The sequence below is a fragment of the Arthrobacter sp. 05N429 genome (assembly GCF_056397045.1).
Genome location: NZ_JBFTMQ010000002.1, coordinates 597,389 through 623,425 on the forward strand (window position 1 = coordinate 597,389; position 26,037 = coordinate 623,425).

The 26,037-nt window shown below is 67.6% G+C and carries 22 protein-coding genes; 16 read left to right on the plus strand and 6 right to left on the minus strand.

Annotated features, from left to right (window positions below; translation table 11 throughout):
- The first annotated feature begins 80 nt into the window (after nt 1-80).
- The 6 genes from AC1DF4_RS06725 (at nt 81) to AC1DF4_RS06750 (ending at nt 8,218) form a co-directional block, all read left to right on the plus strand.
- Nucleotides 81-677: a TetR/AcrR family transcriptional regulator gene (locus AC1DF4_RS06725; RefSeq protein WP_476912139.1), complete on the plus strand. Its 597-nt coding sequence runs from the start codon at nt 81-83 to the stop codon at nt 675-677.
- A gap of 363 nt (nt 678-1,040) precedes the next feature.
- Nucleotides 1,041-2,027, plus strand: a complete 987-nt coding sequence (locus tag AC1DF4_RS06730) for an ABC transporter permease (protein WP_476912140.1) — start codon at nt 1,041-1,043, stop codon at nt 2,025-2,027.
- A gap of 2 nt (nt 2,028-2,029) precedes the next feature.
- Nucleotides 2,030-3,016, plus strand: a complete 987-nt coding sequence (locus AC1DF4_RS06735; protein ID WP_476912141.1) for an ABC transporter permease — start codon at nt 2,030-2,032, stop codon at nt 3,014-3,016.
- The gene (locus AC1DF4_RS06740; protein WP_476912142.1) at nt 3,013-5,265 is read left to right on the plus strand and encodes an ABC transporter ATP-binding protein; all 2,253 of its coding nucleotides are present in this window, start codon (nt 3,013-3,015) and stop codon (nt 5,263-5,265) included. The genes AC1DF4_RS06735 and AC1DF4_RS06740 overlap by 4 nt, the downstream gene beginning before the upstream one ends.
- A 54-nt stretch (nt 5,266-5,319) precedes the next feature.
- On the plus strand, nt 5,320-7,032 hold the full coding sequence (locus AC1DF4_RS06745; protein WP_476912143.1) for an ABC transporter family substrate-binding protein: 1,713 nt from the start codon (nt 5,320-5,322) through the stop codon (nt 7,030-7,032).
- 133 nt (nt 7,033-7,165) lie between these two features.
- Entirely contained in the window at nt 7,166-8,218 is a 1,053-nt protein-coding gene (locus tag AC1DF4_RS06750) for a Gfo/Idh/MocA family protein (RefSeq protein ID WP_476912144.1), read from the plus strand.
- 148 nt (nt 8,219-8,366) lie between these two features.
- Here the strand turns inward: AC1DF4_RS06750 and ald are convergent, their stop codons facing one another.
- A complete protein-coding gene (ald, locus tag AC1DF4_RS06755; protein WP_441405216.1) occupies nt 8,367-9,485 on the minus strand; it encodes an alanine dehydrogenase in 1,119 nt (372 codons plus the stop codon).
- 257 nt (nt 9,486-9,742) lie between these two features.
- Between ald and AC1DF4_RS06760 the strand changes: the two genes are divergently transcribed.
- Nucleotides 9,743-10,963 carry a PucR family transcriptional regulator gene (locus AC1DF4_RS06760; RefSeq protein ID WP_476912145.1) on the plus strand — a complete coding sequence of 407 codons (1,221 nt, stop codon included), beginning with the start codon at nt 9,743-9,745 and terminating at the stop codon, nt 10,961-10,963.
- A gap of 26 nt (nt 10,964-10,989) precedes the next feature.
- Here AC1DF4_RS06760 and AC1DF4_RS06765 read toward each other — a convergent pair whose 3' ends face one another.
- From AC1DF4_RS06765 to ptsP, 3 genes are all read right to left on the minus strand, one after another.
- A complete protein-coding gene (locus AC1DF4_RS06765; protein ID WP_476912146.1) occupies nt 10,990-11,280 on the minus strand; it encodes a hypothetical protein in 291 nt (96 codons plus the stop codon).
- 74 nt (nt 11,281-11,354) lie between these two features.
- The gene (locus tag AC1DF4_RS06770; RefSeq protein WP_476912147.1) at nt 11,355-11,777 is read right to left on the minus strand and encodes a helix-turn-helix domain-containing protein; all 423 of its coding nucleotides are present in this window, start codon (nt 11,775-11,777) and stop codon (nt 11,355-11,357) included.
- Nucleotides 11,778-11,818: 41 nt separating this feature from the next.
- Nucleotides 11,819-13,504, minus strand: coding sequence for a phosphoenolpyruvate--protein phosphotransferase (ptsP, locus tag AC1DF4_RS06775; protein ID WP_476912148.1), 1,686 nt, complete (start codon nt 13,502-13,504; stop codon nt 11,819-11,821).
- 201 nt (nt 13,505-13,705) lie between these two features.
- Here ptsP and AC1DF4_RS06780 point away from each other — a divergent pair, with 201 nt between their 5' ends.
- The 4 genes from AC1DF4_RS06780 to AC1DF4_RS06795 all read left to right on the plus strand — a co-directional run bounded on the left by AC1DF4_RS06780 (nt 13,706) and on the right by AC1DF4_RS06795 (nt 18,333).
- A complete protein-coding gene (locus AC1DF4_RS06780) occupies nt 13,706-14,434 on the plus strand; it encodes a TetR/AcrR family transcriptional regulator (protein ID WP_441405211.1) in 729 nt (242 codons plus the stop codon).
- Nucleotides 14,435-14,492: 58 nt separating this feature from the next.
- Complete coding sequence (locus tag AC1DF4_RS06785) at nt 14,493-16,463, plus strand: PTS mannitol transporter subunit IICBA (protein ID WP_476912149.1); 1,971 nt, start codon at nt 14,493-14,495, stop codon at nt 16,461-16,463.
- Complete coding sequence (locus AC1DF4_RS06790; RefSeq protein ID WP_476912150.1) at nt 16,463-17,611, plus strand: mannitol-1-phosphate 5-dehydrogenase; 1,149 nt, start codon at nt 16,463-16,465, stop codon at nt 17,609-17,611. Before AC1DF4_RS06785 ends, AC1DF4_RS06790 begins: the two co-directional genes overlap by 1 nt.
- 200 nt (nt 17,612-17,811) lie before the next feature.
- Entirely contained in the window at nt 17,812-18,333 is a 522-nt protein-coding gene (locus AC1DF4_RS06795) for an N-acetyltransferase family protein (protein WP_476912151.1), read from the plus strand.
- Between the two features lie 49 nt (nt 18,334-18,382).
- Here AC1DF4_RS06795 and AC1DF4_RS06800 read toward each other — a convergent pair whose 3' ends face one another.
- Together AC1DF4_RS06800 and rraA are read right to left on the minus strand one after the other, a co-directional pair.
- Nucleotides 18,383-19,834, minus strand: a complete 1,452-nt coding sequence (locus AC1DF4_RS06800) for a sugar porter family MFS transporter (protein ID WP_476912152.1) — start codon at nt 19,832-19,834, stop codon at nt 18,383-18,385.
- A 290-nt stretch (nt 19,835-20,124) separates the two neighbouring features.
- Entirely contained in the window at nt 20,125-20,601 is a 477-nt protein-coding gene (rraA, locus tag AC1DF4_RS06805; protein ID WP_476912153.1) for a ribonuclease E activity regulator RraA, read from the minus strand.
- Nucleotides 20,602-20,710: 109 nt separating this feature from the next.
- Between rraA and AC1DF4_RS06810 the strand changes: the two genes are divergently transcribed.
- The 5 genes from AC1DF4_RS06810 to AC1DF4_RS06830 all read left to right on the plus strand — a co-directional run bounded on the left by AC1DF4_RS06810 (nt 20,711) and on the right by AC1DF4_RS06830 (nt 26,009).
- Nucleotides 20,711-22,027, plus strand: coding sequence for an MFS transporter (locus AC1DF4_RS06810; protein WP_476912154.1), 1,317 nt, complete (start codon nt 20,711-20,713; stop codon nt 22,025-22,027).
- A 192-nt stretch (nt 22,028-22,219) separates the two neighbouring features.
- Nucleotides 22,220-22,855: a TetR/AcrR family transcriptional regulator gene (locus AC1DF4_RS06815; RefSeq protein WP_476912155.1), complete on the plus strand. Its 636-nt coding sequence runs from the start codon at nt 22,220-22,222 to the stop codon at nt 22,853-22,855.
- A gap of 319 nt (nt 22,856-23,174) precedes the next feature.
- The gene (locus AC1DF4_RS06820) at nt 23,175-24,368 is read left to right on the plus strand and encodes an NAD(P)-dependent malic enzyme (protein ID WP_476912198.1); all 1,194 of its coding nucleotides are present in this window, start codon (nt 23,175-23,177) and stop codon (nt 24,366-24,368) included.
- 124 nt (nt 24,369-24,492) lie between these two features.
- The gene (locus AC1DF4_RS06825; protein WP_476912156.1) at nt 24,493-24,993 is read left to right on the plus strand and encodes a DUF456 domain-containing protein; all 501 of its coding nucleotides are present in this window, start codon (nt 24,493-24,495) and stop codon (nt 24,991-24,993) included.
- 38 nt (nt 24,994-25,031) lie between these two features.
- A complete protein-coding gene (locus tag AC1DF4_RS06830; protein ID WP_476912157.1) occupies nt 25,032-26,009 on the plus strand; it encodes a hypothetical protein in 978 nt (325 codons plus the stop codon).
- The last annotated feature ends 28 nt before the right edge of the window (nt 26,010-26,037 follow it).

The following is a 26,037-nucleotide window of genomic DNA, read 5'->3' on the forward strand; positions in this document are numbered from 1 at the left end:
AACATGGAGGCCTTTGCCGGCCTTCACAAATCAAAACGGACTGCGGTCCGGTTCTATTCCCCGGTACTAGAATGTGCGGTGTGAGCCTCATCCCAATCCGGCCGGGCCTGGAGCCTGAGCGCCGCGACGCCGCGCGGAACCGCGAGCTGCTGCTGCGTGCTGCCCGCGAGCTCATCGAGGAATGCGGCGCGGACGGATTGACCATGGGCACGCTGGCGCAGCGGGCCGGCGTGGGCAAGGGGACGGTGTTCCGGCGGTTCGGCAGCCGGGCGGGGCTCATGATGACCCTGCTGAGCGACGCCGAGGCCCAGTTTCAGGGGCGCTTTATGTTCGGCCCGCCGCCGCTCGGCCCCGGTGCCCCGCCGCGGGAGAGGCTCATCGCGTTTGGCGAGGAGCGCATCGCCTGGGTGCTCGAATATGGCGAGCTGGCCCGGGCCGCGGACGTGTCGGCCTACAACCGGTTTGACGTGCCGGCGGCCGTGCTCTGGCACCGGCACCTGGAGATGCTGCTGCGGGAGGCTGGTGTCACGACGGATCCCTGGCTGATGGCCACCTCTTTGAGTGCGGTCCTGGAGCCGGAGCGGATCCTGCATGCCGTCCGCGTCCACCACATCGACCCGCAGCGCCTCGCCGCGTCCTGGCGCGAGCTCGTCTCGCGCGTAGTGCGCGGAGCGTAGGCCCTTACGGGCCACCGGCCGCGCCGGGCCTAATCCATTCCCCGGAATTATTCATAACGATCTGATACCTGACTCGCGGAATGCCGGGGAGTGCGGCATTCCGCGGGAGTATCCATGTGATAGTTTCCTCTGGAATGTGACCTGCAACATAGTCCACAAGGACTCGCCGAAAGGCCTGCAGGCGGCCAGATACCCGCTGGCCCAGATCCCGGATCGGCAGCGGTAATCCCCTGCCGGATGGGGACTACGGAAGGATCAATGTAGTGAATCTTGTCAAGAATCCTGCGCGCAGCGAGGCTGCTTCAGCCGGTCCGGCCGCGGCGGGCACCGCACAGGCAACGGCGATCCAGAACTAGTCATCCCATGCTCCGATACCTCGCCAAGCGCGCCATCACGTATGTCTTCATGATCTTCCTGACCACCACCGCCGGGTACTTTCTGGCCGTGAACACCCTGCAGCCCGCGCTGCTGGAGCAGGAGCGGATCCCGCGGCCCACCCCCGAACAGGTGGCCAACTCCTTCCGGCTCAAGGGCCTCGACCCCGAGCTCAGCCCGTGGGAACGCTACGTCGATTGGCTCACGGCAATCGTCACCCGCTGGGACTGGGGACGCAGCCCCAACGGCGCGTTCATCAACGCCGAATTCGGCGACCGGGTCTGGATCTCCACCCGGCTGTTCATTGCATCCATCATCCTGACCCTGATCATCGGCATCGCCCTGGGCGTCTACACGGCGGCCCGGCAGTACAAGGCCTCGGACCGGGTCATCACCTCCTACAGCTACCTCGTGTACATCGTGCCCGCACCGATCGCCTACTTCCTGGTGCAGCTCGGTGCCATCAACATCAACGAGACGGTCGGCGAACGCATCTTCTTTGTCACCGGGATCTCCACACCGGGTCTCGACGGCGACGGCTGGGCGCAGTTCGTCGACATGCTGGCCCACTACGCAGTGCCGACCTTCGCCATCACGATCGTGGGCTGGGGCGCCTACCAGATCGCCCAGCGCCAATACCTGCTGGACAACGTCAACGCCGACTTCGTCCGGACCGCGCGGGCCAAGGGGCTGACCCGCAACCAGGCCATCAGCCGCCACGCCCTGCGCGTTTCCTTCATCCCCGTGGCGCAGAGCATCGCCTTCACTATCCCGGCCATCTTCGCCGGCGGTTTTTTTGCCGAGAAGATCTTCGCCTGGCACGGTGTCGGGTCCTGGAGCATCGACGCGATCGCCCTGCAGGACGTCAACGCCGCGACGGCGACCCTCGCCTACGGCTCCGTGATCTTCGCGATCGGCGCGATCCTCGCTGACTTTGCCACCACCCTGGTCGACCCGAGAGTGCGGGTGCAGTAACCATGACAAACCTCAACACCATCGACCCGGCCGCCGTGGCCGGGGAGGCGAAGATCGAGAACAACGACGTCGTCATCGCGAAGTCCTCGATCATCCTCCGCCGCTTCCTGCGCAACAAAACAGCCGTCGTCGGCCTGGTCGTCTTCCTGGCGCTGACCCTGTTCTCCTTCGTGGGCGGCTTCTTCACCAGCTGGGACAAGGAGACGATCGACCCGTTCAACATCGGCATGCCGCCGTCGGCCGAGCATCTGCTGGGCACGTCTCAGGCCGGAATCGACCTCTACGCCCTCACGGTCGAAGGCACCCGGATCTCGATCCTGATCGGCCTCGTTGTCGGCCTCGTCTCGGTCCTGATCGCCGCCGTGTACGGCTGCACCATGGCCTACTTCGGCGGGAAGGTGGACAAGGTCATGCTGTTCGTCCTCGAAGCCCTGATCATGATGCCGGCCCTGCTGGTGGTTGCCGTGGCCACGAGCGGCGGCGGCGACGGCCTGCAGAAGTCCCTGCCCAGCTGGCTGCTGCTGATCATCGTCCTGCTGGTCTTCAGCTGGATGGGCACCGCCCGCCTCATCCGTTCGCTCTCGATGTCCCTGATGTCGCGCGACTTCGTCAAGGCTGCCCAGTACATGGGGATCCCGCCGCGGCGCATCGTCTGGCGGCACCTCGTCCCGAACATCGGCTCGCTCCTGGTCCTCGACATCACCCGCGGCATCACCGGCGCGATCCTGGCCGAGGTTGCGTTCTCGTTCATCGGCATCGGCATCAAGGTCCCGGATGTCAGCCTGGGCGTGCTGATCGGCCAGGCCACCTCCCAGGTCTCCACGTTCCCGTGGATGTTCTGGGTACCGCTGACCGTCATGTTCCTGCTGACCGGTTCGCTCGCCATGATGAACGACGGCCTGCGGGACGCGTTCGACCCGAGCTCCAGCTCGGTCGGCAGCGCCAAGAAGAAGGGCCAGACCGGCAAGACACAGAAGAGGGTCGCATGAGCCACGAAATGACCGCCAGCCCGGCAACTTCCGGGCTCTCCGCCGCCGATCTCTCCACCGCTGAGCGCCTGCACGTCGCCGGGCTGCACGCCCCCACCGACGCAGTGCTCTCCGTCCGGGACCTGAACGTCCGCTTCAACACAGAGAACGGCGTGGTGCATGCTGTCCGCGGCATCGACTTCGACCTCCGCGCCGGCAAGACGCTGGGCATCGTTGGGGAGTCGGGTTCCGGGAAGTCCGTCACCTCCATGGCCATCCTTGGCCTCCTGCCCCCGACGGCGGAGATCACCGGTTCGGTCCGGCTCCAGGGCAAGGAACTCCTTGGCCTCAGCGACAAGGCCATGTGCCAGCACCGCGGCAACGACATCGCCATGGTCTTCCAGGACCCGCTGTCCTCCCTGACACCGGTCTACACCGTGGGCACCCAGATCATCGAGGCCCTCACGGTCCACAACCCCACGATGAGCAAGCAGGCCAAGGAGGCGCGCGCCGCCGAGCTGCTCGGCATGGTGGGCATCCCCAGCCCGAAAGACAGGCTCAAGGCCTTCCCGCACGAGTTCTCCGGCGGCATGCGCCAGCGTGTCATGATCGCCATCGCGATCGCCAACAACCCGCGCGTGCTGATCGCCGATGAGCCGACGACGGCGCTCGACGTCACCATCCAGGCGCAGGTCCTCGAGGTGCTGCACACCGCGCAGGAAGAAACCGGCGCCGCCGTCGTGATGATCACCCACGACCTGGGCGTCGTGGCCGGCATGGCCGACGACATCATGGTGATGTACGCCGGCAAACCGGTGGAGACGGGCAGCGTCGACGACATCTACTACAATCCGCGGATGCCCTACACGATGGGCCTGCTGGGCGCCGTGCCGCGCGTCGACGTGGCAGAGAAGTCCTCGCTGGTGCCGATCGAGGGCATCCCGCCGAACCTCATCCACACCCCCACGGGCTGCTCCTTCGCGCCGCGCTGCCCGCTGGTCAGCGACGCCTGCCTGCAGGGCGAACCGGAGCTGTGGCCCGTCGCCGGGGACAACCTCGACGGCGGCCTGCCGCACCAGGCCGCCTGCATCAAGACCGACTCCCTCGGCCTGGAAGTGGACGTCCGCGAGGTTTTCAAGGCCCCGGCGGTGCCGGTGTCGCGCTTTGACGCGATCCCCCGCGCGGAACGCCGGACCGTGCTGGAGCTCCGGGACGTGAAGAAGCACTTCCCGCTGCTGAAGGGTGCCCTGATCAAGCGCCGGATCGGCACCGTCAAGGCGGTGGACGGGCTGAGCTTCGACATCCGCGAGGGCGAGTGCTTCTCGATCGTCGGCGAGTCCGGCTGCGGCAAGACCACCACCCTGCTGGAAATCATGGAGTTCCACAAGGACCAGGACGGCGAGGTGGTCATCGGCGGCCTCAGCAACAAGGAAGCCGCGGACGCGAAGACCAAAAGCGCCATGCGCAAGGAACTCCAGATGGTGTTCCAGGACCCCACCGGCGCCCTCGATCCGCGCTTCACCGTCTTTGAGGTGCTGTCCGAGCCGCTCGAGAACGCGGGCATGGCCAAGGCCCAGATCCGGAAGCGGATCATGGAGCTGATGGAACTCGTGGGCCTCCAGCCGGACCACGTCAACCGCTTCCCCAACCAGTTCTCCGGCGGCCAGCGCCAGCGCATCGGCATTGCCCGCGCCCTCGCCGTGAACCCGAAACTCGTGGTCCTCGACGAGCCGGTGTCCGCCCTGGACGTGTCCGTCCAGGCCGGCGTGATCAACCTCCTGGACCAGCTCCGCGCGGAACTCGGGCTGAGCTACCTGATGGTGGCCCACGACCTGTCCGTGGTGCGGCACATCTCCAACCGGGTGGCCGTGATGTACCTGGGCAAGATCGTGGAGATCGGGGACGTGGACAGCGTCTTCGACAACCCGCGCCACCCGTACACCCGGGCCCTGCTCTCCGCGATTCCGGTCCCGGACCCCGTCCTGGAACGCACCCGCGAACGCATCATCCTGCAGGGGGACCTACCCTCGCCGCTTGAGGCGCCCAAGGGCTGCAACTTTGCCACCCGCTGCCCGGTCTTCGCGGCCCTGCCGCCGGCCCGGCAGGAGAAATGCCTGACCCAGGAGCCGTCGCTGGAAACAGCGGCGCCCACCACGCCGGCCCCCGGCCGCCGGGCCGCACCGGCGGCCCCCACAGACCAGCAATTCGCCTGTTTCTACCCGGACGGCGAACTGGACGCGGACATGCTCGTTGTCCACGAAACCATCTGACCTACCAGTCACACGCAGCACAACTCGCACCAAAAATGGAATGAAGGGGAACACATGAAGAATCTGACCAAGATCGGCGGCGTTACCGCCGTCGTGGCAGCGCTTGCGCTCACCGCTTGTGGCGGTGGCGGCGGCGCCGCAACGGGTCCCGACGCCGGCAAGGGCCAGGACGCAGGAAGCGACCTGGCCAAGCTCGTCAGCATCAACGCCAAGGACGCCAAGGACCTGCAGCCGGGCGGCACCGTCACCCTGCCGCTGGGCAACATCGGTCCGGACTTCAACGGCTTCTCCAACAACGGCAACAGCGCGGACAACACCGCCCTGCACCGCCCGATCGACCAGGCCGGCACCTGGGGCTGCTGGAACTTCGATTTCGACGGCACCGCCACGCCGAACAAGGATTTCTGCGAAGACGTCAAGAGCGAGGTCAAGGACGGCAAGCAGACCATCACCATCAAGGTGAACGAGAAGGCCACCTACAACGACGGCACGCCGATCGACGTCAAGGCCTTCGAGAACACCTGGAACATGCTCAAGGGTGAAAACAAGGACATCGACATCGTCAGCTCCGGCGCGTACGAGTTCGTTGACTCCGTCAAGGCCGGTTCCAGCGCCAAGGAAGTCGTTGTCACCACCACCCAGCCGGTCTACCCGCTGGACGCCCTCTTCACCGGCCTGATCCACCCGGCCGTGAACACCCCGGCGATCTTCAACGAAGGCTTCACCGGGGACATGCACCCGGAATGGATGGCCGGCCCGTTCAAGCTGGGCCAGTACGACAGCGCCGCCAAGACGGTCACCCTCGCCCAGAACGACAAGTGGTGGGGCAACAAGCCGGTCCTGGAAAAGGTGGTCTTCCGCCAGCTTGAGAGCAGCGCCGCAATCGCCGCCTTCAAGAACGGCGAAATCGATGGCGTTTCCGCAAACACCATCACCCCGTACAAGCAGCTCGACGGCACCAAGGGCTCCGAAATCCGCCGCGGCCAGCGCCTCTTCGCAGGCGGCCTGAACCTCAACGCGCAGAAGGCGCCGCTGACCGACGTCGCGATCCGCAAGGCGATCTTCACCGCCGTCGACCGCGAAGCGCTGCGCAAGGTCCGCTTCAACGGCCTGAACTGGGAAGAAACCAGCTCCGGATCGATGATGCTGCTGCCGTTCTCCGATTACTACCAGGACAACTACCCGGTCAAGGAAACCGGCGCCGAGGCTGCCAAGAAGGTCCTCACCGACGCCGGCTACACGGCCAACGCCGCAGGCATCATGGAGAAGGACGGCGTCCCCGCCGCCTTCAAGATCAGCAACTTCGGTGACGATCCCACCACCCTGGCCTTCGCGCAGACCCTGCAGAACCAGCTCAAGGCCGGCGGCATGGATGTCGGCATCGACCAGCGGGCTTCTGCCGACTTCGGCAAGGTCCTGGGCAGCCGCGACTTCTTCATGAGCGTCTCCGGCTACACCGTGGGCGCCGACGCGACCGACGCCGTCAAGCAGTTCTACGATTCCAAGACGAACGAGAACGAACTGGGCGACGCCGAACTGGACGCCGAAATCAAGAAGCTCTCCACCATTGCCGACAACGCCGAGCGCAACAAGGCAGCCATGGAAGTTGAAAAGAAGCACATGGAGAAGTACTTCTCCATGGGTGTCGTTATGAACGGTCCGCAGATCTCCTTCGTGCGCACCGGTCTGGCCAACTACGGCCCGTCCCTGTTCAAGAGCCTGTCCCAGGTTCCGGACTGGACCACCATCGGCTGGGAAAAGAAGTAACACCCCTTCCGATGCTCCCTCACCTCTAGCAGCCTATTAGGCGACGCTCCCTCACGTATCGAGGGAGCGTCGCCTGATTTGTTACGAAATCTGAGGGAGCGTCGAGCGGGCGCGCGGGAGTAGCGTGGGAGCCATGACAAATGACTCCCGGCCCATCCGAGCTGCCGTGGCCGGCTTCGGCCTTTCGGGCAGCGTCTTCCACGCGCCTCTCATCGCGGCCAATCCCGCGTACTCGCTCGAGGTGATCTCCACGTCCGACGCGGGCCGGCAGTCCGCCGCATCCGCCCGGTACCCCGGCGCCCGGATCGTGGACACCCCGGCGGGCATCCTTGAGCTCGCCGGCGAACTGGACCTGCTGGTTCTGGGAACCCCGCCCGCCACGCACTACCCGCTCGCGAAGGCCGCGCTGGAAGCCGGGCTCGACGTCGTCGTCGACAAGCCGTTTACGGTGCGCAGCGCCGAAGGCGAGGAACTCATCCGGCTCGCAGAGCGGCGGGGCCGCGTGCTCACGGTCTTCCAGAACCGGCGCTGGGACGGCGACTACCTGACCGTCCGCGGGCTGCTGGACAGCGGTGCCCTCGGAACCGTCGCCCGGTTCGAATCCCGCTTCGAACGCTGGTCCCCGACGGTCGCCAAGGCCTGGAAAGCGGACGCGACGGCGGACGACGGCGGCGGCGTGCTGTTCGACCTCGGCACCCACCTGCTGGACCAGGCCGTGCAGCTCTTCGGACCCGCCACGGTCACCCACGCGGAGCTGGCGGCGCGACGGGCGGGGGAGAAGACCGACGACGACGTGTTCGTCGCCCTGCGGCACGAATCAGGCGTCACGAGCCACCTCTGGATGAACATGCTCTGCGCCCAGCAGGCGCCGCGCTTCCGGCTGCTGGGCAGCGACGGCGCCTTCACCAAGCACGGGATTGACCCGCAGGAACCCTTCATCGTGGCCGGCGGCAGCCCGCTGGACCCGGATTACGGGGTCGAAGACCGCGAGTGGGCCGGGCACCTCGGCCGGGACGGGCACCTGGACCGGCTGCCCACGGAGCGTGGCGCCTACCCGGAGTTCTACCGGATCCTGGCGGAGAAGATCGCGGACGGCGGCGCGGGATCGGCACTGCCTGTCCCCGTGGACCCGGCCGGCCCGGTGGAGGTCCTGCGGCTGATCGAACAGGTCAGGGCTCTGGCTTAAACAGCAATCGACTGCTCCCCACCGGCCCCCTCGCCTCGCAAACTCGGCCAGGGAACCCTGCCGGCGTGGGCCCATACCGCCCTTTTGGGAGTCCAAAAGGGCGGTATCGGAGCAGCCGATGCGGTCCGGCTTTGCGGAGCCGAGCTGGTTAGGCGGAGACGAGCTCGTGCCAGTCGGCAACCAGGGGCAGGTTGTGCGCCTCGGAGACCGAGCGGTGCGCAACCTTGCCGCCCGCGATGTTGAGCCCGGCGGCGAGGGCGGCGTCGCGTTCGAAGGCGGCCTTGACGCCCAGGTTGGCCAGGGCGACGGCGTAGCGCAGGGTGACGTTGGTCAGTGCGTAGGTGGAGGTGTTCGGGACGGCGCCCGGCATGTTGGCAACGCAGTAGAAGATCGTGTTGTGGACCTTGTACGTCGGTTCCTGGTGCGTGGTGGGGTGCGTGTCCTCGAAGCAGCCGCCCTGGTCCACGGCGATGTCCACCAGCACGGAGCCGGGCTTCATGCGGGAGACGAGCTCGTTGGTGACCAGCTTCGGGGCCTTGGCGCCGGGGATCAGCACGGACCCGATCACGAGGTCGGCGTCGACAACTGACTTCTCGATCTCGTAGGCGTTGGACGCAACGGTCTTCAGGCGGCCCTGGTACTGGGCGTCCAGTTCGCGCAGGCGGTTGATGTTGATGTCCAGGATGGTGACGTCGGCGCCGAGGCCCAGGGCCATGGCGGCGGCGTTGGTGCCGGCAACACCGGCGCCGAGGACAACCACCTTGGCCGGACGGACGCCCGGGACGCCGCCGAGCAGCACACCCTTGCCGCCGGCCGGAGCCATCAGCGAGGTGGCGCCGACCTGGACGGACAGGCGGCCCGCGACCTCGGACATCGGGGCGAGCAGCGGCAGGGCGCGGCCTTCCTGGACGGTCTCGTAGGCGATGGCGGTGACGCCGCTGTTGATCAGGGCCTGGGTCAGCTCGGGCTCGGCCGCGAGGTGCAGGTAGGTGAAGAGGACCAGGCCCTTGCGGAAGCGGTGGTATTCGGCCTTGACCGGCTCCTTGACCTTCAGGACCATGTCGGCGCGGGACCAGACGTCGTCGGCTTCGACGACGATCTCGGCGCCGGCGATGGCGTACTCCTCATCCGTGATGCCCGAGCCCAGACCAGCGCCGCGCTCCACCAGGACCGAGTGGCCGTGGGTGCGGAACTCGTGGACGCCGGCAGCCGTGATGGCGACGCGGAATTCGTTGTTCTTGATCTCTTTGGGGACACCGATGATCATTTGGGGCTCCATTGCTGGCGGCCTTGTGGGCCTGGATGTGTGAGGGGAAGTCGTACTTCCAGAATAAATCCCACTGTGAGGCAGGCGACAGGCCCGGCCCGACGGCAGCAGCAGGGTTCCGCGGAATTCCGGGCTTTTCCAAATAGCGAGCTGGACAAATGTCGAACCGCCAAACGTCAGGTGTCGCCTGCTGTCCGTTGTGGGGGTGTTAGCCGCCGCATTCCCAACCGGGGAGGAAACGGCAGTAATGTTGCAGGATGCAGCAGCAGGACGTCGAACAGCTCGTGGAGCAGGTCGCTCTGAAACTGGGCCGCGGCCTCTCCCTTGAGGATCTCGACGGTCTGCTGCTCGCCTACAGCTCCAACCAGTCGCACGCGGACCGCGTCCGGGTGAACTTCCTGCTCACCAAACGTGTCGCGTTGGACGTCAGCGCCTGGCAGCTCTCGCACGGGATCGCGACGGCGGTTCGGCCTGTGGTGGTGCCGGCCAACGAGGAGCTCGGGATGCTGGGCCGCGTCTGCGTTCCCCTGTTGCTGCGCGGCTTCCGGGTGGGCTACCTCTGGGTCCAGCTGGAGGCCGACGAACCAAACGCGACGTCGGTCCTCGCCCAGCTGCCCGAGGTGGCCCCGGAACTCGAGCAGCTCTCAGCCCTCCTGCTGGAATCCAACACCGCCGAATCCGAGTTCCGCCGCCGCCGCGAGCAGGAATTCCTGGCCGCCTGCCGGGGCGAGTCCAACGCCGTCGCGGCCGTGGGCGGCTGGAAGGAAGTCCAGGGGCGCGGGCCCTGGCAGCTCGTGACAGTACTCGACGCCGACGGCTGGGCGGAGGGATCGGACCCGATCGCCTCCACGCTGATCCACCGCTCCGCGGCGCTGCAGGCCACCATCGGGGTGGACGCCGCCCTGTTCAGCGCGGGCACGGAGACCCACTCCGTCGTCTTGTTCAAGGAGTCCACCGGCCGGGCGGACCACGCCCAGGTGCTGGTCCACTACCAGCTGGAGCTGGCCAAACGCTCCGGCAGGGCGGTGCATCGGATCATCCTCGGAACCTCCGAGGGCTTCGCCCGGCCGCGGGAACTGGCCGACGCCTACCGGCAGTCCCGTCAGGCTGCCCAGGCGGCGGCGGTGGATCCCCAGCTGGGGGAACTCGTGGACTGCCGCGCCACCGGAATCTACCAGCTGCTGGCCTCGGCGGGCGGCGGAGCAGGGGCGTGGGCGGACGCCGGCTCGGTCTACTTCCGCCTTCTGGAGGTCCACGACCGGAACCACGAACTGCTGCCCGTCCTGGAACTCTTCTACGACAACGACGGCTCAGTCCAGGAAGTGGCGGACAAGCTGCATCTGCACCGGAGCAGCATCTACAACCGGCTGGGCCGGATCCGGCAGCTGCTCGGCGTCGATCCGCTCAAGGGAATGGTGCGGCTGGAACTCCACGCGGCATTGAAGGCGCGGCGCTGGGCGGACCGGCCCCGGATCTAGCCCGATGGGCTTCGGGTCCGGCGGCTTCAGGTGCCGCGGCCGTCGCGGTTCGGCGGTTCGGCGCCGAATTGGCGGTCCTGCTCGGGGCGGACGTCCTCACGGCCGGCGGCTTCCGCCGTCTCACGCGCTAGTGCGCGCGCCCTTTGTCTCCTGCGGAGCGTGATCCGGCTGTCCATCCACAGCGCGACAGCCACAAACGCCACACAGCTGGACATAAAGGCCGCCGTATTATTCAGCCCCATCGCGGTTCCGAGGATGCCGGTGAGCACCATGGCGGCAATGCCTGCCACGATGTGCCACCCTCTGAACTTACCCACAATCCAAGCGTAACCCCGGCCCTCCGCGCGCCTCCGCGCCGGGCCGGGATCGTTGTTTGATCCTTATCACGCCGTCACGAAGCATCAGCGGCACCGTCATCCCCGGGGCCCGGTGCATCGTCGGCGGAATTGTTCTTTTTCTGCTTTTCCAGCCAGGCCATGATGTCGGCGAGCCGGATCCGCCGGTGCGTGCCCCGGTACTCCACCGGGATTTCGCCGCGGTCCGTCATGTTCCGCAGGTAGGTGTGCGAGATGCCCGCCAGCTCCGCGGCCCGCGACGTGGTCAGCATTTCCTCGACGCTGCTGACCGTGACCGCCTCGCCCCGGCTGAAGCGCGCCAACAGGTCGACGACGGCGTCCCGCGCCTGGGCCGGTAGCCGGTGCACGGTCCCGTCGACGAACACCGTGATGTCGTCGCTGCCGTCGAGGGCGTACTGGAGTTGCTGCGCGTCCTCGGCCGGAAGGGCGGTGGCCACCCGGGGAGCAATCAGTGTCATGGAGTGCATCCTAGCGCCCCGGGCGGGGGCCCGCGCTTCGGTTACAGGCCCAGTTCCTCAAGGACCGGCAGCTTGGCCCGGACCCAGGCGCGGGCCTCGGTGGCGCTCGGTGCGGAGAGGGCCAGCTTGGCCAGCTCCTGCGCCTCGGCCAGGGTGACGGTCTTCAGCACCGCAGCCACGGCGGCGAGGGACCGGGCCGTCATGGACAGCGTCGAGACGCCGAGCCCGGTCAGGACGACGGCGAGGGCCGGGTCCGCGGCAGCCTCACCGCACACGCCGACGGGCTTGTTGGAGCCTTCCGCGGCGGAACCCTCGACAGTCAGTCCGACCAGCCGCAGGACGGCCGGCTGCCACGGCGTGTTGAGGGCCGCGAGAGGGCCGAGCTGGCGGTCGGCGGCCATGGCGTACTGGGTGAGGTCGTTGGTGCCCAGGCTCGCGAACCCGACCTCCCGGAGGATGGCCTCGGCGGTGAGCGCCGCGGACGGGACCTCCACCATGACCCCGGGGGTCTTGATCCCGGCTTCGGCGCACAGCGTGGCGAACCGGGCGGCCTCCTCCGCGGTGGAAATCATGGGCGCCATCACCCAAACGTCCGCCTCGGATTCCTGGTCCGCCCGGGCGATGGCCTGCAGCTGGCGTTCCAGCACGCCCGGCGTCGTGAAATCGGTGCGGTAACCGCGCACGCCGAGGGCGGGGTTCGGTTCGGTGGCGTCGGTGAGGAAGGGCAGCGGCTTGTCCGCGCCGGCGTCGAGCGTCCGGAGCACCACCTTCTTGCCTGGAAAGGCGTCGAAGACGCCTTTGTACGCGGCGGCCTGTTCGTCCACGGTGGGCTCGGTGTCCCGCTCAAGGAAGCAGAATTCGGTCCGGAAAAGCCCCACACCCTGCGCGTTCAGCTTCGCGGCGGCCACAGCGTCCTTGGCCCCGCCGACGTTGGCGAGAAGCGGCACCAGGTGCCCGTCCGCCGTCGCGCCGGTGCCGTCAAAGTCGGCCAGCAGCGAGGCGGTGGCGGCCCAGTGTTCGGCGGCGGCCCGTTGAGAGTCATCCGGGTCCGCAGTGATCAGGCCGGCGGCGCCGTCCACATACACTTCCGTGCCGTCAGGAAGCTGGTCTACGCCGGCGGCGGCCACGACGGCGGGGAGACCCAGCGAGCGGGCAATGATGGCGGTGTGGGACTGCGGTCCGCCGCCGGCCGTGAGCAGCGCCAGGATCTTCTCCGGATCCAGGGTGGCCGTGTCCGCCGGAGCCAGGTCTTCGGCGATCAGGATAAACGGGGTGGGGGAGGAGGGGATGCCCGGGGCCGGGACGCCGCGCAGTTCGGCCACGATCCGGGCCCGGACGTCCAGGACGTCGGTGGCGCGCTCCGCCATGTAGCCGCCCAGGTTGTGCAGCATTTCCGAGACCGAGCCGCCGGCTTCCCAGATGGCCCGCTGGCCGGACGTGCCGCGGCCGATCAGTTTGGCCGCCGATTTCAGGAGCATGGTGTCCGTCGCCATGAGTGCAGTGGCCTCCAGGACTGCCTTCCCGTCGCCGCTGACGGTCTCGGCCCGGGCTTTCAGCTCATCGTGGACGGCCTTCGCGGCGGCCTTCAGGGCCGCCGTCGCATCCTCGGCCGTGACGCCGGCGGGCAACTGTTCCCCGGCCGGCGGTTCGCTGACGGGTTTGGGCATCTGGCGGATCGTTCCGATGATGCGGCCGGGGCTGACGCCTACTCCTGGGAAGTTCTGCACTGAAGGTCCTCATTCTCTGCCGTGGGCCGGTAAGCCATTAAGTCAGGTGACGCCGGGGCCGTCCGAACCGGGCCGGAGTTTCCCTCCCGGATCGTCCGGGGGCGCCCGCCGACGGCTACGTCGGCAGGCGGATCCGGCACCTGAAAAAATTGTATGTGATGCACTTCATATAGCGTTGCTATAGGTGCTAGGGTAGCGGTTATGAGTTTCGATGGCCAGCTTCCGCCTAAGACGCGGCTGCTCCGTGCAGCCGCCGAGTTGCTGGCCAGCTCCGCCGGGGGTACCGTTTCCACTCGCCAGATCACGCAGCTGGCCGGCGTCACCGCGCCGACCCTCTACCACCACTTCGGTGACAAGGAGGGGCTGTTCGACGCAGTCGTCGCGGCAGGTTTTGAAGAATATGTGGCGGGCGAACGCGACTTCGCGCCGTCCGGGCAGCCGCTGGAAGACATCCGGCGGATGTGGGACAACCACGTGCAGTTCGGGCTCAAGCAGCCGGAACTGTACCTGGTCATGTTTGGCAACATCCGCCCCGAGAGCCGCCCGGCCGTCGTCGCCGACGCCGAGGGCCTTATGGAGGAAATGCTGAACAAGGCCGCCGTCGCCGGCCAGCTCAACGTCCCTCCGCGCGAAGCGGCCAGGAGCATCCTGGCTGCCAACGTGGGCGTGACGCTGATGCTGATCACGGAGAAGGCGCCCGAGCGCAACCTCGAGCTGTCCACCATGACCCGGGACGCCATGATCTTTGCGGTGTCCTCGGACCAGGCCAAAAACAGCGGCCCGGAAGACTCCGGGAAATCCTCGGTGGTCGTGGCGGCGATCGCCCTGAACGCGGCCCTGCAGTCATCGCACTCGGACCAGCTCTCCAGCTCGGAACTCAAGCTTTTCCTCGAATGGCTCCACCGGATCTCCACCAGCTCCACCAGCTAGCTCGGCGAATGTATCGGACCATCCTGCGGTGCAGCAGGAACGACGGTTAGGAAATCACATGGCAACAGAGACAGTTGCGAAACCCCGCACCAGCGTGCGGGTGGGCGTCCAGAAATTCGGAACGTTCCTGTCCGGCATGATCATGCCCAACATCGGCGCTTTTATCGCCTGGGGCATCATCACGGCGCTGTTCATCCCGGCGGGTTTCCTGCCGAACGAGGACCTGGCCAAGCTTGTCGGGCCGATGATCACGTACCTGCTCCCGCTCCTGATCGGCTACACCGGCGGCCGGATGGTGTACGGCGTGCGCGGCGGCGTCGTCGGCGCGGTGGCCACCACGGGCGTCATCGTCGGCACGGACATCCCCATGTTCATCGGCGCCATGATGCTGGGTCCCCTGACGGCCTGGCTCATGAAGAAGCTGGACAAGATCTGGGAAGGCCGGGTCAAGCCGGGCTTCGAAATGCTCATCGACAACTTCTCGGCCGGCATCCTGGCTGCCGGCATGGCAGTCGTTGGCATGCTCGTCGTCGGCCCGGTGGTGAAGGCCTTCAGCAACGGCGCCAGCGCCGTCGTCGAATTCCTGGTGATCAACGGCCTGCTGCCCTTCACGAGCATCTTCATCGAGCCCGCGAAGGTCCTGTTCCTGAACAATGCCATCAACCACGGCATCCTCACCCCGCTGGGCACGCAGCAGGTGCTCGAGCAGGGCAAGTCCATCCTCTTCCTGCTCGAAGCCAACCCCGGTCCGGGCTTCGGCATTCTGCTCGCCTACTCGATCTTCGGCACGGGACTGGCCAGGGCGTCCGCGCCCGGTGCCGCCCTGATCCAGTTCGTTGGCGGCATCCACGAGATCTACTTCCCCTACGTGCTCATGAAGCCCATCATGATCCTCGCCGCGATCGGCGGCGGCATGACCGGCATCTTCACCCTCGTGGTCACCGGCGCAGGGCTCCGCTCACCGGCCGCCCCCGGCAGCATCATCGCCGTCTACGCCGCCACCGCACGCGACAGCTACGTCGGCGTGACCCTCTCCGTGCTCTTTGCCACCACCGTGTCCTTCCTCATCGCCTCGGTGATCCTGAAGGCCAGCAAGACCCCGGTGGGCGCCAGCGAGGAAGAGGCCCTCGGCGCCGCCACTGCCCGGATGGAGGAAATGAAGGGCAAGAAGAGCTCGGTGTCCTCCATGCTCACGGGTCCCGGTGCCGCCGCAGGCGGCGTCGCCGTCCTGGCCGGCCCGGTCAAGAACATCGTCTTTGCGTGCGACGCCGGCATGGGCTCCAGCGCGATGGGCGCCTCGGTGCTGCGGAACAAGATCAAGGCTGCCGGCTTCCCGGACGTCAAGGTCACCAACTCCGCGATCGCCAACCTCAGCGACACGTACGACGTCGTCATCACACACCAGGACCTGACGGAGCGGGCCAAGCCGGTGACCGCCAGCGCCGTGCATGTCTCGGTCGACAACTTCATGAACAGCCCGAGGTACGACGAGATCGTGGAGCTGGTCAGGTCAAGCAACACGGACGGGGGAACCGACGCGGAGGCTTCCGCTCCCGCCGTCGCACCGGCGCCGGAAGCTGCCGAGGAGGCCGGTCCCGCGGGAATCCTGGTGGCCGAGAGCGTCGTCCTCAACGGCACCGCCACCACGCGGGACGCCGCGATCGACGAGGCCGGGCAGCTCCTGCTGGACCGCGGCGCCGTCGACTCCGGCTACGTGGACGCCATGCACGAACGCGAGGAATCCGTCTCCACCTACATGGGCAGCTTCCTCGCCATCCCGCACGGCACCAACGCCGCGAAGGACCACATCATGAAGTCCGCGGTATCGGTGATCCGCTACCCGAACGGCATCGACTGGAACGGCAAGGAAGTGAAGTTCGTGGTCGGCGTGGCCGGCGTCAACAACGAACACCTGCACATCCTGTCCTCGATCGCCAAGGTCTTCACCAACAAGGCCCAGGTGGCCCAGCTTGAGGCGGCCACCACGGTTGACGAAGTGCTGGCCCTGTTCGGAAAGGTCAACTCCTAGTGAAGGCTGTTCATTTCGGAGCCGGAAACATCGGGCGCGGATTCGTGGGCCTGCTGCTGCACGAGGCCGGGTACGAGGTGGTTTTCGCGGACGTCGCGGAGGCCCTGATCAACCAGCTGGCCGCCGCGGACTCCTACCAGGTCCACGAGGTGGGGGACAACCCTGCCGTCCGCACCGTGGAGAACTTCCGCGCGCTGAACTCCAGCACCCAGGAGGCGGACGTCATCGCGGAAATCGCGACGGCGGACATCGTCACCACGGCCGTGGGGCCGCACATCCTCAAGTTCGTGGCGCCCGTGATCGCCAAGGGGATCGCAGCCCGGGCCGCCGGACTGGCCCCGCTGCAGGTGATGGCGTGCGAAAACGCCATCAACGCGACCGACATCCTGAAGTCCGAGGTGACTGCCCAGTGGGATCCGGCCGCCGGATCCCTGGATGACGCCGCCGTGTTCGCCAACACGGCGGTGGACCGGATTGTGCCCAACCAGGAGGCCGGGCAGGGCCTGGACGTTACCGTAGAGACCTTCTACGAATGGGTCATCGACCGGACCCCGTTCGCGGGCAAGGAACCGGTGATTCCGGGCGCGACCTTCGTGGACGACCTGGAACCGTACATCGAGCGGAAACTGTTCACCGTTAACACCGGGCATGCCGCGGCGGCCTACTTCGGTTTCGAGGCGGGCCTCGGCAAGATTTCCGAGGCCATGGCCGATCAGGACGTCGCCGCCGACGTGCGCGCCGTCCTGGACGAAACCAAGGAGCTCCTGGTGGCCAAGCACGGGTTCAACCGTGAGGAGCAGGAGGCGTACGTCCAGAAGATCCTGGGCCGTTTCTCCAACCCGCACCTGCCGGACACCGTGCACCGGGTGGGCCGTGCGCCGCTGCGCAAGCTCGGCCGGCACGAACGCTTCATCGGGCCCGCTGCGGAGCTGGCCGAACGCGGGATCGTCCCGGAGGCCCTGCTCGGCGCGATCGCCGCAGCCCTGCGCTTCAACGACCCGGCCGACGACGAGGCCGTGGAGCTCGGAAAGATCCTGGCCTCCACGGGCGCGGACGAGGCAGCGGCGAAGATCACGGGCCTGGCCCCGGACCACCCGCTGTTCCCGGCCGTCTCCACCCTCGTCGAGGAGGCCAAGGCCGCCGTCTAGTCTGTTTCCCATCGCCGAAGCATGCCGCCGACGCCGGAGCTCACCCGAGTTCCGGCGTCGGCGTCTGCGTCTGCGTTGGGCGCCGCCCCCGTTGCGCTATCACCTTTGGTGCCCACCCGAGGGTTTTAGCAACCAGAACTGGCAGGGCATTTGTCGCGGGGGTCCTCGCTGAACGTGGGGCGGTAGGGCAAGCTGGGCTGGTGACTTCGAACCCCCGTGACCGGACCGCATTGCTGACCCTTGACGTCGACGGCGGGACGTTCCGCCTGCGCCCTGCCGAACTCGCCGACCTGCCGGGCATTCTCCGGCTCCTGGCGGACGACCAGCTCGGATCGAGCCGCGAGGACACGTCCGATCTGGCTCCCTATGAGAAGGCGTTCGCGGCGATCGACGCCGACCCGGCGCACCTCTTGCTCGTGGGGGAGCTGGTGTCCGCCGAGGCGTCCGGAACCCGCCTGGTGGCTACGTTCCAGCTCAGCTTCCTGCCGGGGCTGTCCCGCCGGGGTTCATGGCGGTCCCAGCTGGAGGCGGTGCGGGTCTCGGCGGACCTGCGCGGCTACGGCGTGGGGGCCGCCATGGTGGAATGGGCCATCGATGAGTCGCGGCGCCGCGGCTGCTCCCTGGTCCAGCTGACCACCGACAAATCCCGTACGGCCGCCCATCGCTTCTACGAGCGGCTCGGCTTCGCGGCAAGCCACGAGGGCATGAAGCTCGTTCTCTGAACCCGTCACCTCGTGAGGCGGTGGAGGAGTACGCCGCAGGGCGCCCGGCTCAGGCCTTCGAGGTTTCCTTTGCGGAACCCTTGGGCACAAACAGGGTCTCGGCCTGTTCCAGGGACATTCCGTTGGTCTCCGGCACCTTGAACTTCACGAAGAAGAACGACGCCGCCGCGAACATCGCGTACATGGCATAAGTCAGGGGCAGCGAGGCAGCCGCCATGACCGGGAAGCTGAGCGTGATGGCGAAGTTGGCGATCCACTGCGCGGCTGCGGCGAGGCCAAGGGCGCGGGCGCGGATCCGGGACGGGAAGATCTCGCCCAGCAGCACCCATACCAGCGGGCCCCAGGAGGCGCCGAAGCTGATCACAAAGACGTTGGCGGCCACCAAGGCGGCCGGCCCCCAAGCGCCGGGCAGCGAAATCGCGTCGCCGGTCCCGGTGGCGGATCCGAAGGCCAGGGCCATGGTGCCGAGGGAGACGGCCATGCCGATGGAACCCGCGAGCATGATGGGCCGCCGGCCGATCCGGTCCACGAGGGCGATCGCCACGAGGGTCACAAGGATGTTCGTGACGGCGGTGGCCACGGAGATCGTCAGGGAGTCCTTCTCCTGGAAACCGACAGCCTTCCACAGGGTGGTGGAGTAGTAGAAGATCACGTTGATGCCGACGAACTGCTGCAGCACCGACAGGATGATGCCGATCCACACTACGGGCTGCAGGCCGAAGGCCTTGCCGCGCAGGGAACCCTTCTGGCCCGCGACTTTGTCCTCTTCGATGGCCTTCTTGATGTCGCGCAGGTGGCGGTCCGTGTCCTCGTCCGGGGCGATGGACTGGAAGATCTCGAGGGCTTCCTCGTCTTTGCCCTGGAACACCAGGAACCGCGGCGACTCGGGCAGGGTGTAGGCAATCCAGCCGTATACGACGGCGGGCACGGCGCCGGCGAGGAACATCCAGCGCCAGGCCTCGATGCCGAACCAGAGGACCTGGTCGGCACCGCCGGCGAAGTTCGCGAACAGGGCGTCCGAAAGCAGGGCGGCAAAGATGCCGGTGGTGATGGCGAGTTGCTGGAGTGAGGCCAGGCGTCCACGGACGTGGCGCGGGGAGATCTCGGAGATGTAGGCCGGGGCGATCACGGAGGCCAGGCCGATGCCTAGGCCGCCGACGAGACGCCAGAAGATGAGGTCCCACACGCTGAAGGCGAAACCCGTCCCGATCGCACTGACCAGGAACAGCAGCGCACCGATCTTCATGGCGGGGATGCGGCCGTAGCGGTCGGCGACCTTGCCGGCCAGGTAGGCGCCCGCCGCGCAGCCGAGGAGGGCAACGGCCACGGCGAAGCCGGTCACGGCCTCGCTGAGCGCGAACTCGTCCTTGATGGCGTCGACGGCGCCGTTGACCACCGAGGAGTCGAAGCCGAAGAGGAAGCCGCCGACGGCGCCCGCCACGGCCAGCCAAATGACCCGCTGGGGGATCTTGGCTGCGGTCTGGTCTTGGGTGGTGGTCATCTGGCTCCCTCGGCATTTCGCGTTCCACGGCCTGCGCCGCAGCTACCCAGTCTTACACCAGAGCCGGAGCGACGCCTGTCACACGCCTCAAAAAGTGAGAGGAAACATACAGTTGCCGGGCGCGGTGCGCGGGCTCCGCCGTCGTCCTCTTTGTGCCGGGCCGGGAACGTCACGCGGCGCACTCTTTTGGCCGCTCAACCCCCCACATTCCCCGGAATTCCGCGGATCAGCGTCGGCAGGCACATCGAAAAACTGCCTGCCGTGACGCCACGGACGGCCGGGAGCAAAACTTACCGCTCGACCAGGATCCCGTCCGGATCGCACCAGATCATCGCGCCGGGCCGGAGGACGACGCCGTCGATTTCCAGTACGACGTCGGCCTCGCCGGCGCCGGTCTTGGCGCTCTTGCGCGGGTTGCTCCCCAGCGCCTTCACCCCGAGCGGCAGTTCCGCGATTGCCGTCCGGTCCCGGATGGCGCCGTTAATGACGACGCCGGCCCAGCCGTTCGCGACGGCGCTTGCGGCGATCAGGTCCCCCATGAGCGCCGTGCGCAGCGATCCGCCGCCATCCACGACCAGGACCGCGCCGTCGCCGGGTGTGGCGAGGGTGGACTTCACCAGGGCGTTGTCCTCGAAGCAGCGGATGGTCCGGACCGGGCCGCTGAAGTGCGTGTGGCCGCCGAGCGACTGGAACTGCAGGGCCACGGAGTCAAGCTCCTCGCCGCGTTCGTCGAAGAGGTCGGCGGTATTAACGGCGGATGCGGCCATCGGTTCTCCTGTGCGGTGGAAATAGGGGGCGGATCGTGATCCCCACGATAGTCTGGCTCCACACTGATCTTCAGTCTGCGTCATCCGTTTCCGGGGGGAACCGAATTCCATGAGCCTGTCCGATACGCCCGGAGCAGCTCCGGACCCTGCCCGTGCCAGTCTCGCCGCCGAAGGCCCGACCGCGGTGGCGCTCGCCGAACCCGAACGGGCCGTCCGCCCGGTCTGGATTGCCGGCGTCGTGCTCGTCAACCTGGGCATAAACGCCGCATTCTTTGGCCCGATCCAGGTGCTCCTCGGCCAGCAGGCCGCAGCGTTCAGCGAAACCGACAAGGAAGCGATCCTCGCCCTCGTGACGGGAGCCGGTGCAGCGGTGTCACTTGTGGCCAACCCCCTGTTCGGCGCTTTCAGCGACCGCACGGCATCTCGCCGGGGCCGCCGGGTCCCGTGGGTCCTCTTCGGGGCCGTCCTCGGCGCCGCGGCCCTGATTGCGCTGGCGGGTGCGCCGAACGTGGCCGTCATGACCCTTCTCTGGTGCCTCGTCCAGGCCGGCTGCAACGGGGCCTACGCCGCCATCACCGCCGCCATCCCGGACCGCGTTCCGGTGACCCAGCGCGGCACGGTGGGTGGCCTGGCCGCCATGGGACAGACGGTCGGCATCCTTGCCGGCGCGGTGATCGCCGCGGCAGTGACCGGGAACTTCGCCGTCGGTTATCTGGTCTGCGCCGTGGCGCTGCTGGCCGGCGTCGTGCTGTATTTCTTCAGGAACGACGACGTTCCGCTCCCCGCGGGGGCGCGCCCGCCGTTCAGCCTGGCCGGCTTCGCCAGGGGCTTCTGGATTTCCCCGGCGCTCTACCCGGACTTCGCCTGGGCCTGGCTGACCCGGCTCCTGGTGAACATCGGCAATCACATGGTCACCCTCTACCTGCTGTTCTTCCTCAAGGACGCCGTCCACCTTGAAGAGACCCAGGGCATGGCGCCGGAGCTCGGCGTGCTGATCCTGACCGGGCTGTACGCGGTGATGGTGATCATCACCAGTGTGATCGGCGGCCGGCTGAGCGACCGGATGGGAAAGCGGAAGCCGCTGGTGATCATCTCCTCGGTGGTCATTGCGGCGGCTTCGCTGATCCTCGCCTTCGCGCCGAACTGGGCCGGCGCCCTGCTGGGCGCCTCGGTGCTGGGCGTCGGTTTCGGCTGCTACCTCGCGGTGGACTTCGCCCTCATCACCCAGGTGCTCCCGGCGGCGCTGAACCGGGGCAAGGACCTCGGCGTCCTCAACATCGCCAATTCCCTGCCCCAGGTGCTTGCCCCGCTCATCGCCTTCCCCTTCGTGACGATGTGGGGCGGCTACGTTTCGCTGTACGTGGCGGCCGCGGTGATCGGGCTGCTGGGGGCCGTGTTCGTGGTCAAAATCAAGGGCGTCGAATAGGCCCGGACCTGCGGCCGGGGAGGCCCCGTCCGGGCATTTCCGGCGCCGCCTGTGACTGGCTTAGCGCCGGGGAGCGTGGCGTATAGTTGACGGGAATTGCCGCGGCAGCGCTGTGGGGGATCCCTCACGTCTGCCGAGAAAACCGACCCCGGAACGCTGCTGATGCCTGAATTCCACTCAGAACTTCCTCCGATGGCCCCGCCGCCCACCCTGCCCCGGCAACGGCTCCGCTACACCCGGATCCTCGACGTGGCCGCCGGGTTCGCCCGCAAGGGCCTGGACTCCGTGGTCCTCTCCGAAGTCGCTGCCAAGGCCGACGTTCCCCTGGGCACCCTGTACCGCTACTTTCCCTCCGCCACCCAGCTGGTGCTGGCGCTCTACCGCAAACAGCTCGCCGAACTGCACGCAGCCAACTCGCCGGCCGCTCCAGCCGCTGCCACGTCCGCCGCGCCGACGAAGAGGCCCGCGGGACGCTCCGCGAAACCGGCCGCGGGGAACGCCGCGGGCGACGTTCCAGCCCAGGCGACCGTCGGCGTCGTGATGGAGATCTTCCACATGCGCCTCATGCAGCCGGCGGTTGAGCAGTGCCTGAACAAGGCCGTCTACACCAAGGACACAGACACGACGAAGCTGCTCCGCGAGATCGACTCCACGGCCGAGAAGGCCGTCACTGCCGTGAGCGGCGACGCCGCCGTCTCCCGGGTCCTGCTGCTGACCGTCACTGGACTGGTCCAGTCCGTCCGCTGCCGCCGCCTTTCGCTCTTCGAAGCCGAGGAAGACCTCAAAAAGGCCTGCGCCCTGCTGACATCCAGCCGTCCCGCCGCGTAACCGGTCTAGACCAATCTGATTTTTTACTCGGCAGTAACGGCACTTTTCTGTGATCCGGCTCACCAAAATGCCTGGATAAACGTTTCACCAACTACCGGAGTGTGTCGTGTGACACTTCGAGCCCGGGACGTTTTGTTTACCATTGCAGAACCGGAGCGGCCCAGCCGTCAGCAGTACCGGAGCTTCACCGCAGTCCCACCAACCTCGGGTCCCTGCCGACGTTCCCCAGACCATCTTGAGCACGCCTGTGCTTGAGCTTCCATGAGCCGTACGCCCACGGTGAGCCCCAGGAGACAACGACGTGTCCACTGAAACGACCATCCACACCGACGCCACTTCCCCCGCAGAGTCCGTAGCGGTGCTCAGCGACGAGGAAATTTTCGCCTCCCACCAGGGCGGCAAGCTTTCCATCTCCAGCACCGTCCCGCTCGCCAGCAAGCGCGACCTTTCCATCGCCTACACGCCGGGTGTCGCCCAGGTCAGCCGCGCGATCGCCGCCAACCCGGAACTCGCCAAGACCCTCACCTGGGCCCAGCGCCTGGTCGTCGTGGTCAGCGACGGCACCGCCGTCCTTGGCCTGGGCGACATTGGCGCCAGCGCCTCGCTGCCCGTGATGGAGGGCAAGTCGGCCCTGTTCAAGGCCTTCGGCGAGCTCGACTCCATCCCGCTGGTACTCAACACCACCGACGTCGACGAGATTGTGGAGACCCTCGTCCGGCTGCGCCCGAGTTTCGGCGCCGTCAACCTCGAAGACGTCTCGGCGCCGCGCTGCTTCGAACTCGAGGACAAGCTCATCGAGGCCCTCGACTGCCCCGTCATGCACGATGACCAGCACGGCACCGCCGTCGTGGTCCTCGCCGCCCTGACCGGCGCCGCGAAGGTGACCGGCCGTGACATCGAGACCCTGCGCGTGGTGGTCTCGGGCGCCGGCGCCGCCGGGATCGCCGTCGCCCAGATGCTGCTCGCCGCCGGGATCGCCGACGTTGTGCTGCTGGACTCTCGCGGCGTTCTCAACAGCGAGCGTGCGGACATCGCCGCCGACCCCGCCAGCAAGAAGGCCCAGCTGGCCGCGGAAGGCAACCCGCGCGGCGTCTCCGGCGGCCCCGCCGAGGCCCTGCTGGACGCAGACGTGTTCATCGGCGTGTCCTCGTCCAAGCTGGCGGAGGAGCACCTCAAGCTCATGAGCCAGGACTCAATCGTGTTCGCGCTGTCCAATCCGGACCCGGAGGTCCTGCCGGAGGTTGCACGCCAGTACGCTGCCGTTGTGGCCACGGGCCGCAGTGACTTCCCGAACCAGATCAACAACGTCCTCGCGTTCCCCGGCATCTTCCGCGGAGCTCTCGACGCCGGCGCCCGCCGGATCACGCCGGCCATGAAGCTGGCTGCTGCCCGCGCCATCGCCGAACTGGCCGACGAGGACCTGTCCGCCGACTACATCGTCCCCAGCCCGCTGGACCCGCGGGTGGCACCGGCAGTTTCCGCCGCCGTCGCCGCGGCGGTCGAAGCCGAGTAACCACGCCTGAACAGACGACGACGGCGCCGCTTCCATGGGGGATACGGCGCCGTCGTCGCGTTCCGGCTTTCCGGCGGCCGTCGCGGCGCCGTCCCGTACCGCCTGGGAACCTTAGACTGGGGCGATGAACCCCGAGACTGTTGTGACGATCCTGTGCGGCCTCGCCATCCTGGTGGGCGTGGCCGGCACCGTCATCCCCGTACTGCCCGGCAGCATCCTGATCGGGCTGAGCCTGCTGTCCTGGGCCATCTGGGGAGGCGCCGGGACCACCGGCTGGGTGGTGTTCGCGATCGGCATGGTCTTCGTCCTGGCTGGAATGGCCGCCAGTGCGGTGCTGACCGGCCGGAAACTGAAACAGCACAACATTCCCAGCCGTTCCGTGGTGGCCGGGCTGGTCTTCGGCGTTGTGGGAATGTTTATCATTCCCGTGGTGGGTCTGTTCATCGGTTTCGCCGCCGGCCTGCTGCTGAGCGAATTGCACCGCACAAGGGCTTTCGGCACCGCGGTGGCCTCCAGCGGGGCCGCACTGAAGGCCACCGGCCTGGGCATGATCGTCGAGTTCGGACTCGCGTGCCTCGCCGGCAGCACCTGGGTGATCGGCGTATGGATTTCGGCCGCGGCCTAGTCTGCCCGCGGCCCAGCCGCTCCCATTAGCATGGATGCATGAGCTCCGAACCGGGAGAATCCGCACCGCGCCCGGCCCTGTACCGCGACCACCGCGACCTCACGCCGTTCCGCACTCCGGTCATCCGGACGCCCGTCCGCGGACTGGCCGAGGGCGTGACCGGTGTCCTGGCGGGACGGATCCGCGGCACCCTGCCCGTGGAGGGCGGGACGCCCCGGCTCGGCAAGGTGGGCGGCAGGCCGCCGTCCAAGTCGGCCAAGGCCGTGCATGCCGCCATCTTCGGCAGCTCCGACCCGGACCGGCTGATCGCCCTGGCGCACTCGCAGCCCGGGTGGGCCGGGCTGTGCTACTTGACGGCCGGGTTGCTGAGCTATGTTCAAGGCGGCCACCTGCGCGCCTCCGAACTGCTCCAGCGGGGCCTGCTCACCAGGAACGACGACGAGGCTAACCGGTACGCTTTCACCTACTTGGCCCGTGTCGTGACCCGGGTGACGGTCGCCGAACGGGTGGAGGTTCCGGTCCTGTTCAGTGAGGAGGCGGTGTTCCTGGCGTGGTCCCACGCGCTGCGTGAGACCGGACAGCGGGAGGCTGCCCTCGCGGCACTGACCGGACTGCCGCCGTCGTTGCCCCTGGCCCTGGCGCGCTGCTCGCTGGCCGCTTCGCTTGGGCGGGATGCGGACGTGGTGGAGGACACCGAAGGTCTGCTCAACGGGGATGACCTCTCCGCCGCGCTGCTCCTGGTCCGGGCACGTTCGTTGCGGAGGCTTGGTGCCAATGCGGCCGCCCGTGCCGCCCTGCGGGAAGTCCTCCGCCGCCGGAAGACCGACTTTACGCTCCGCGGTGATGCCCTGACGGACCGGGCCCTCCTGCTGCTCGACGATGGGCGGAGGGCGCTGAACCGGAGGGACTGGCAGCACCGCCCGCCGGCCGATCTGGAGACGGTCAAGGCCATCCGGAAGGACGCCGAACTGCATGAGCTCTGGGACCGCGAATACGGCCAGGACGACGGCGAGTGAATCCCTGGCGAACTCGTTTCGTTCCGGG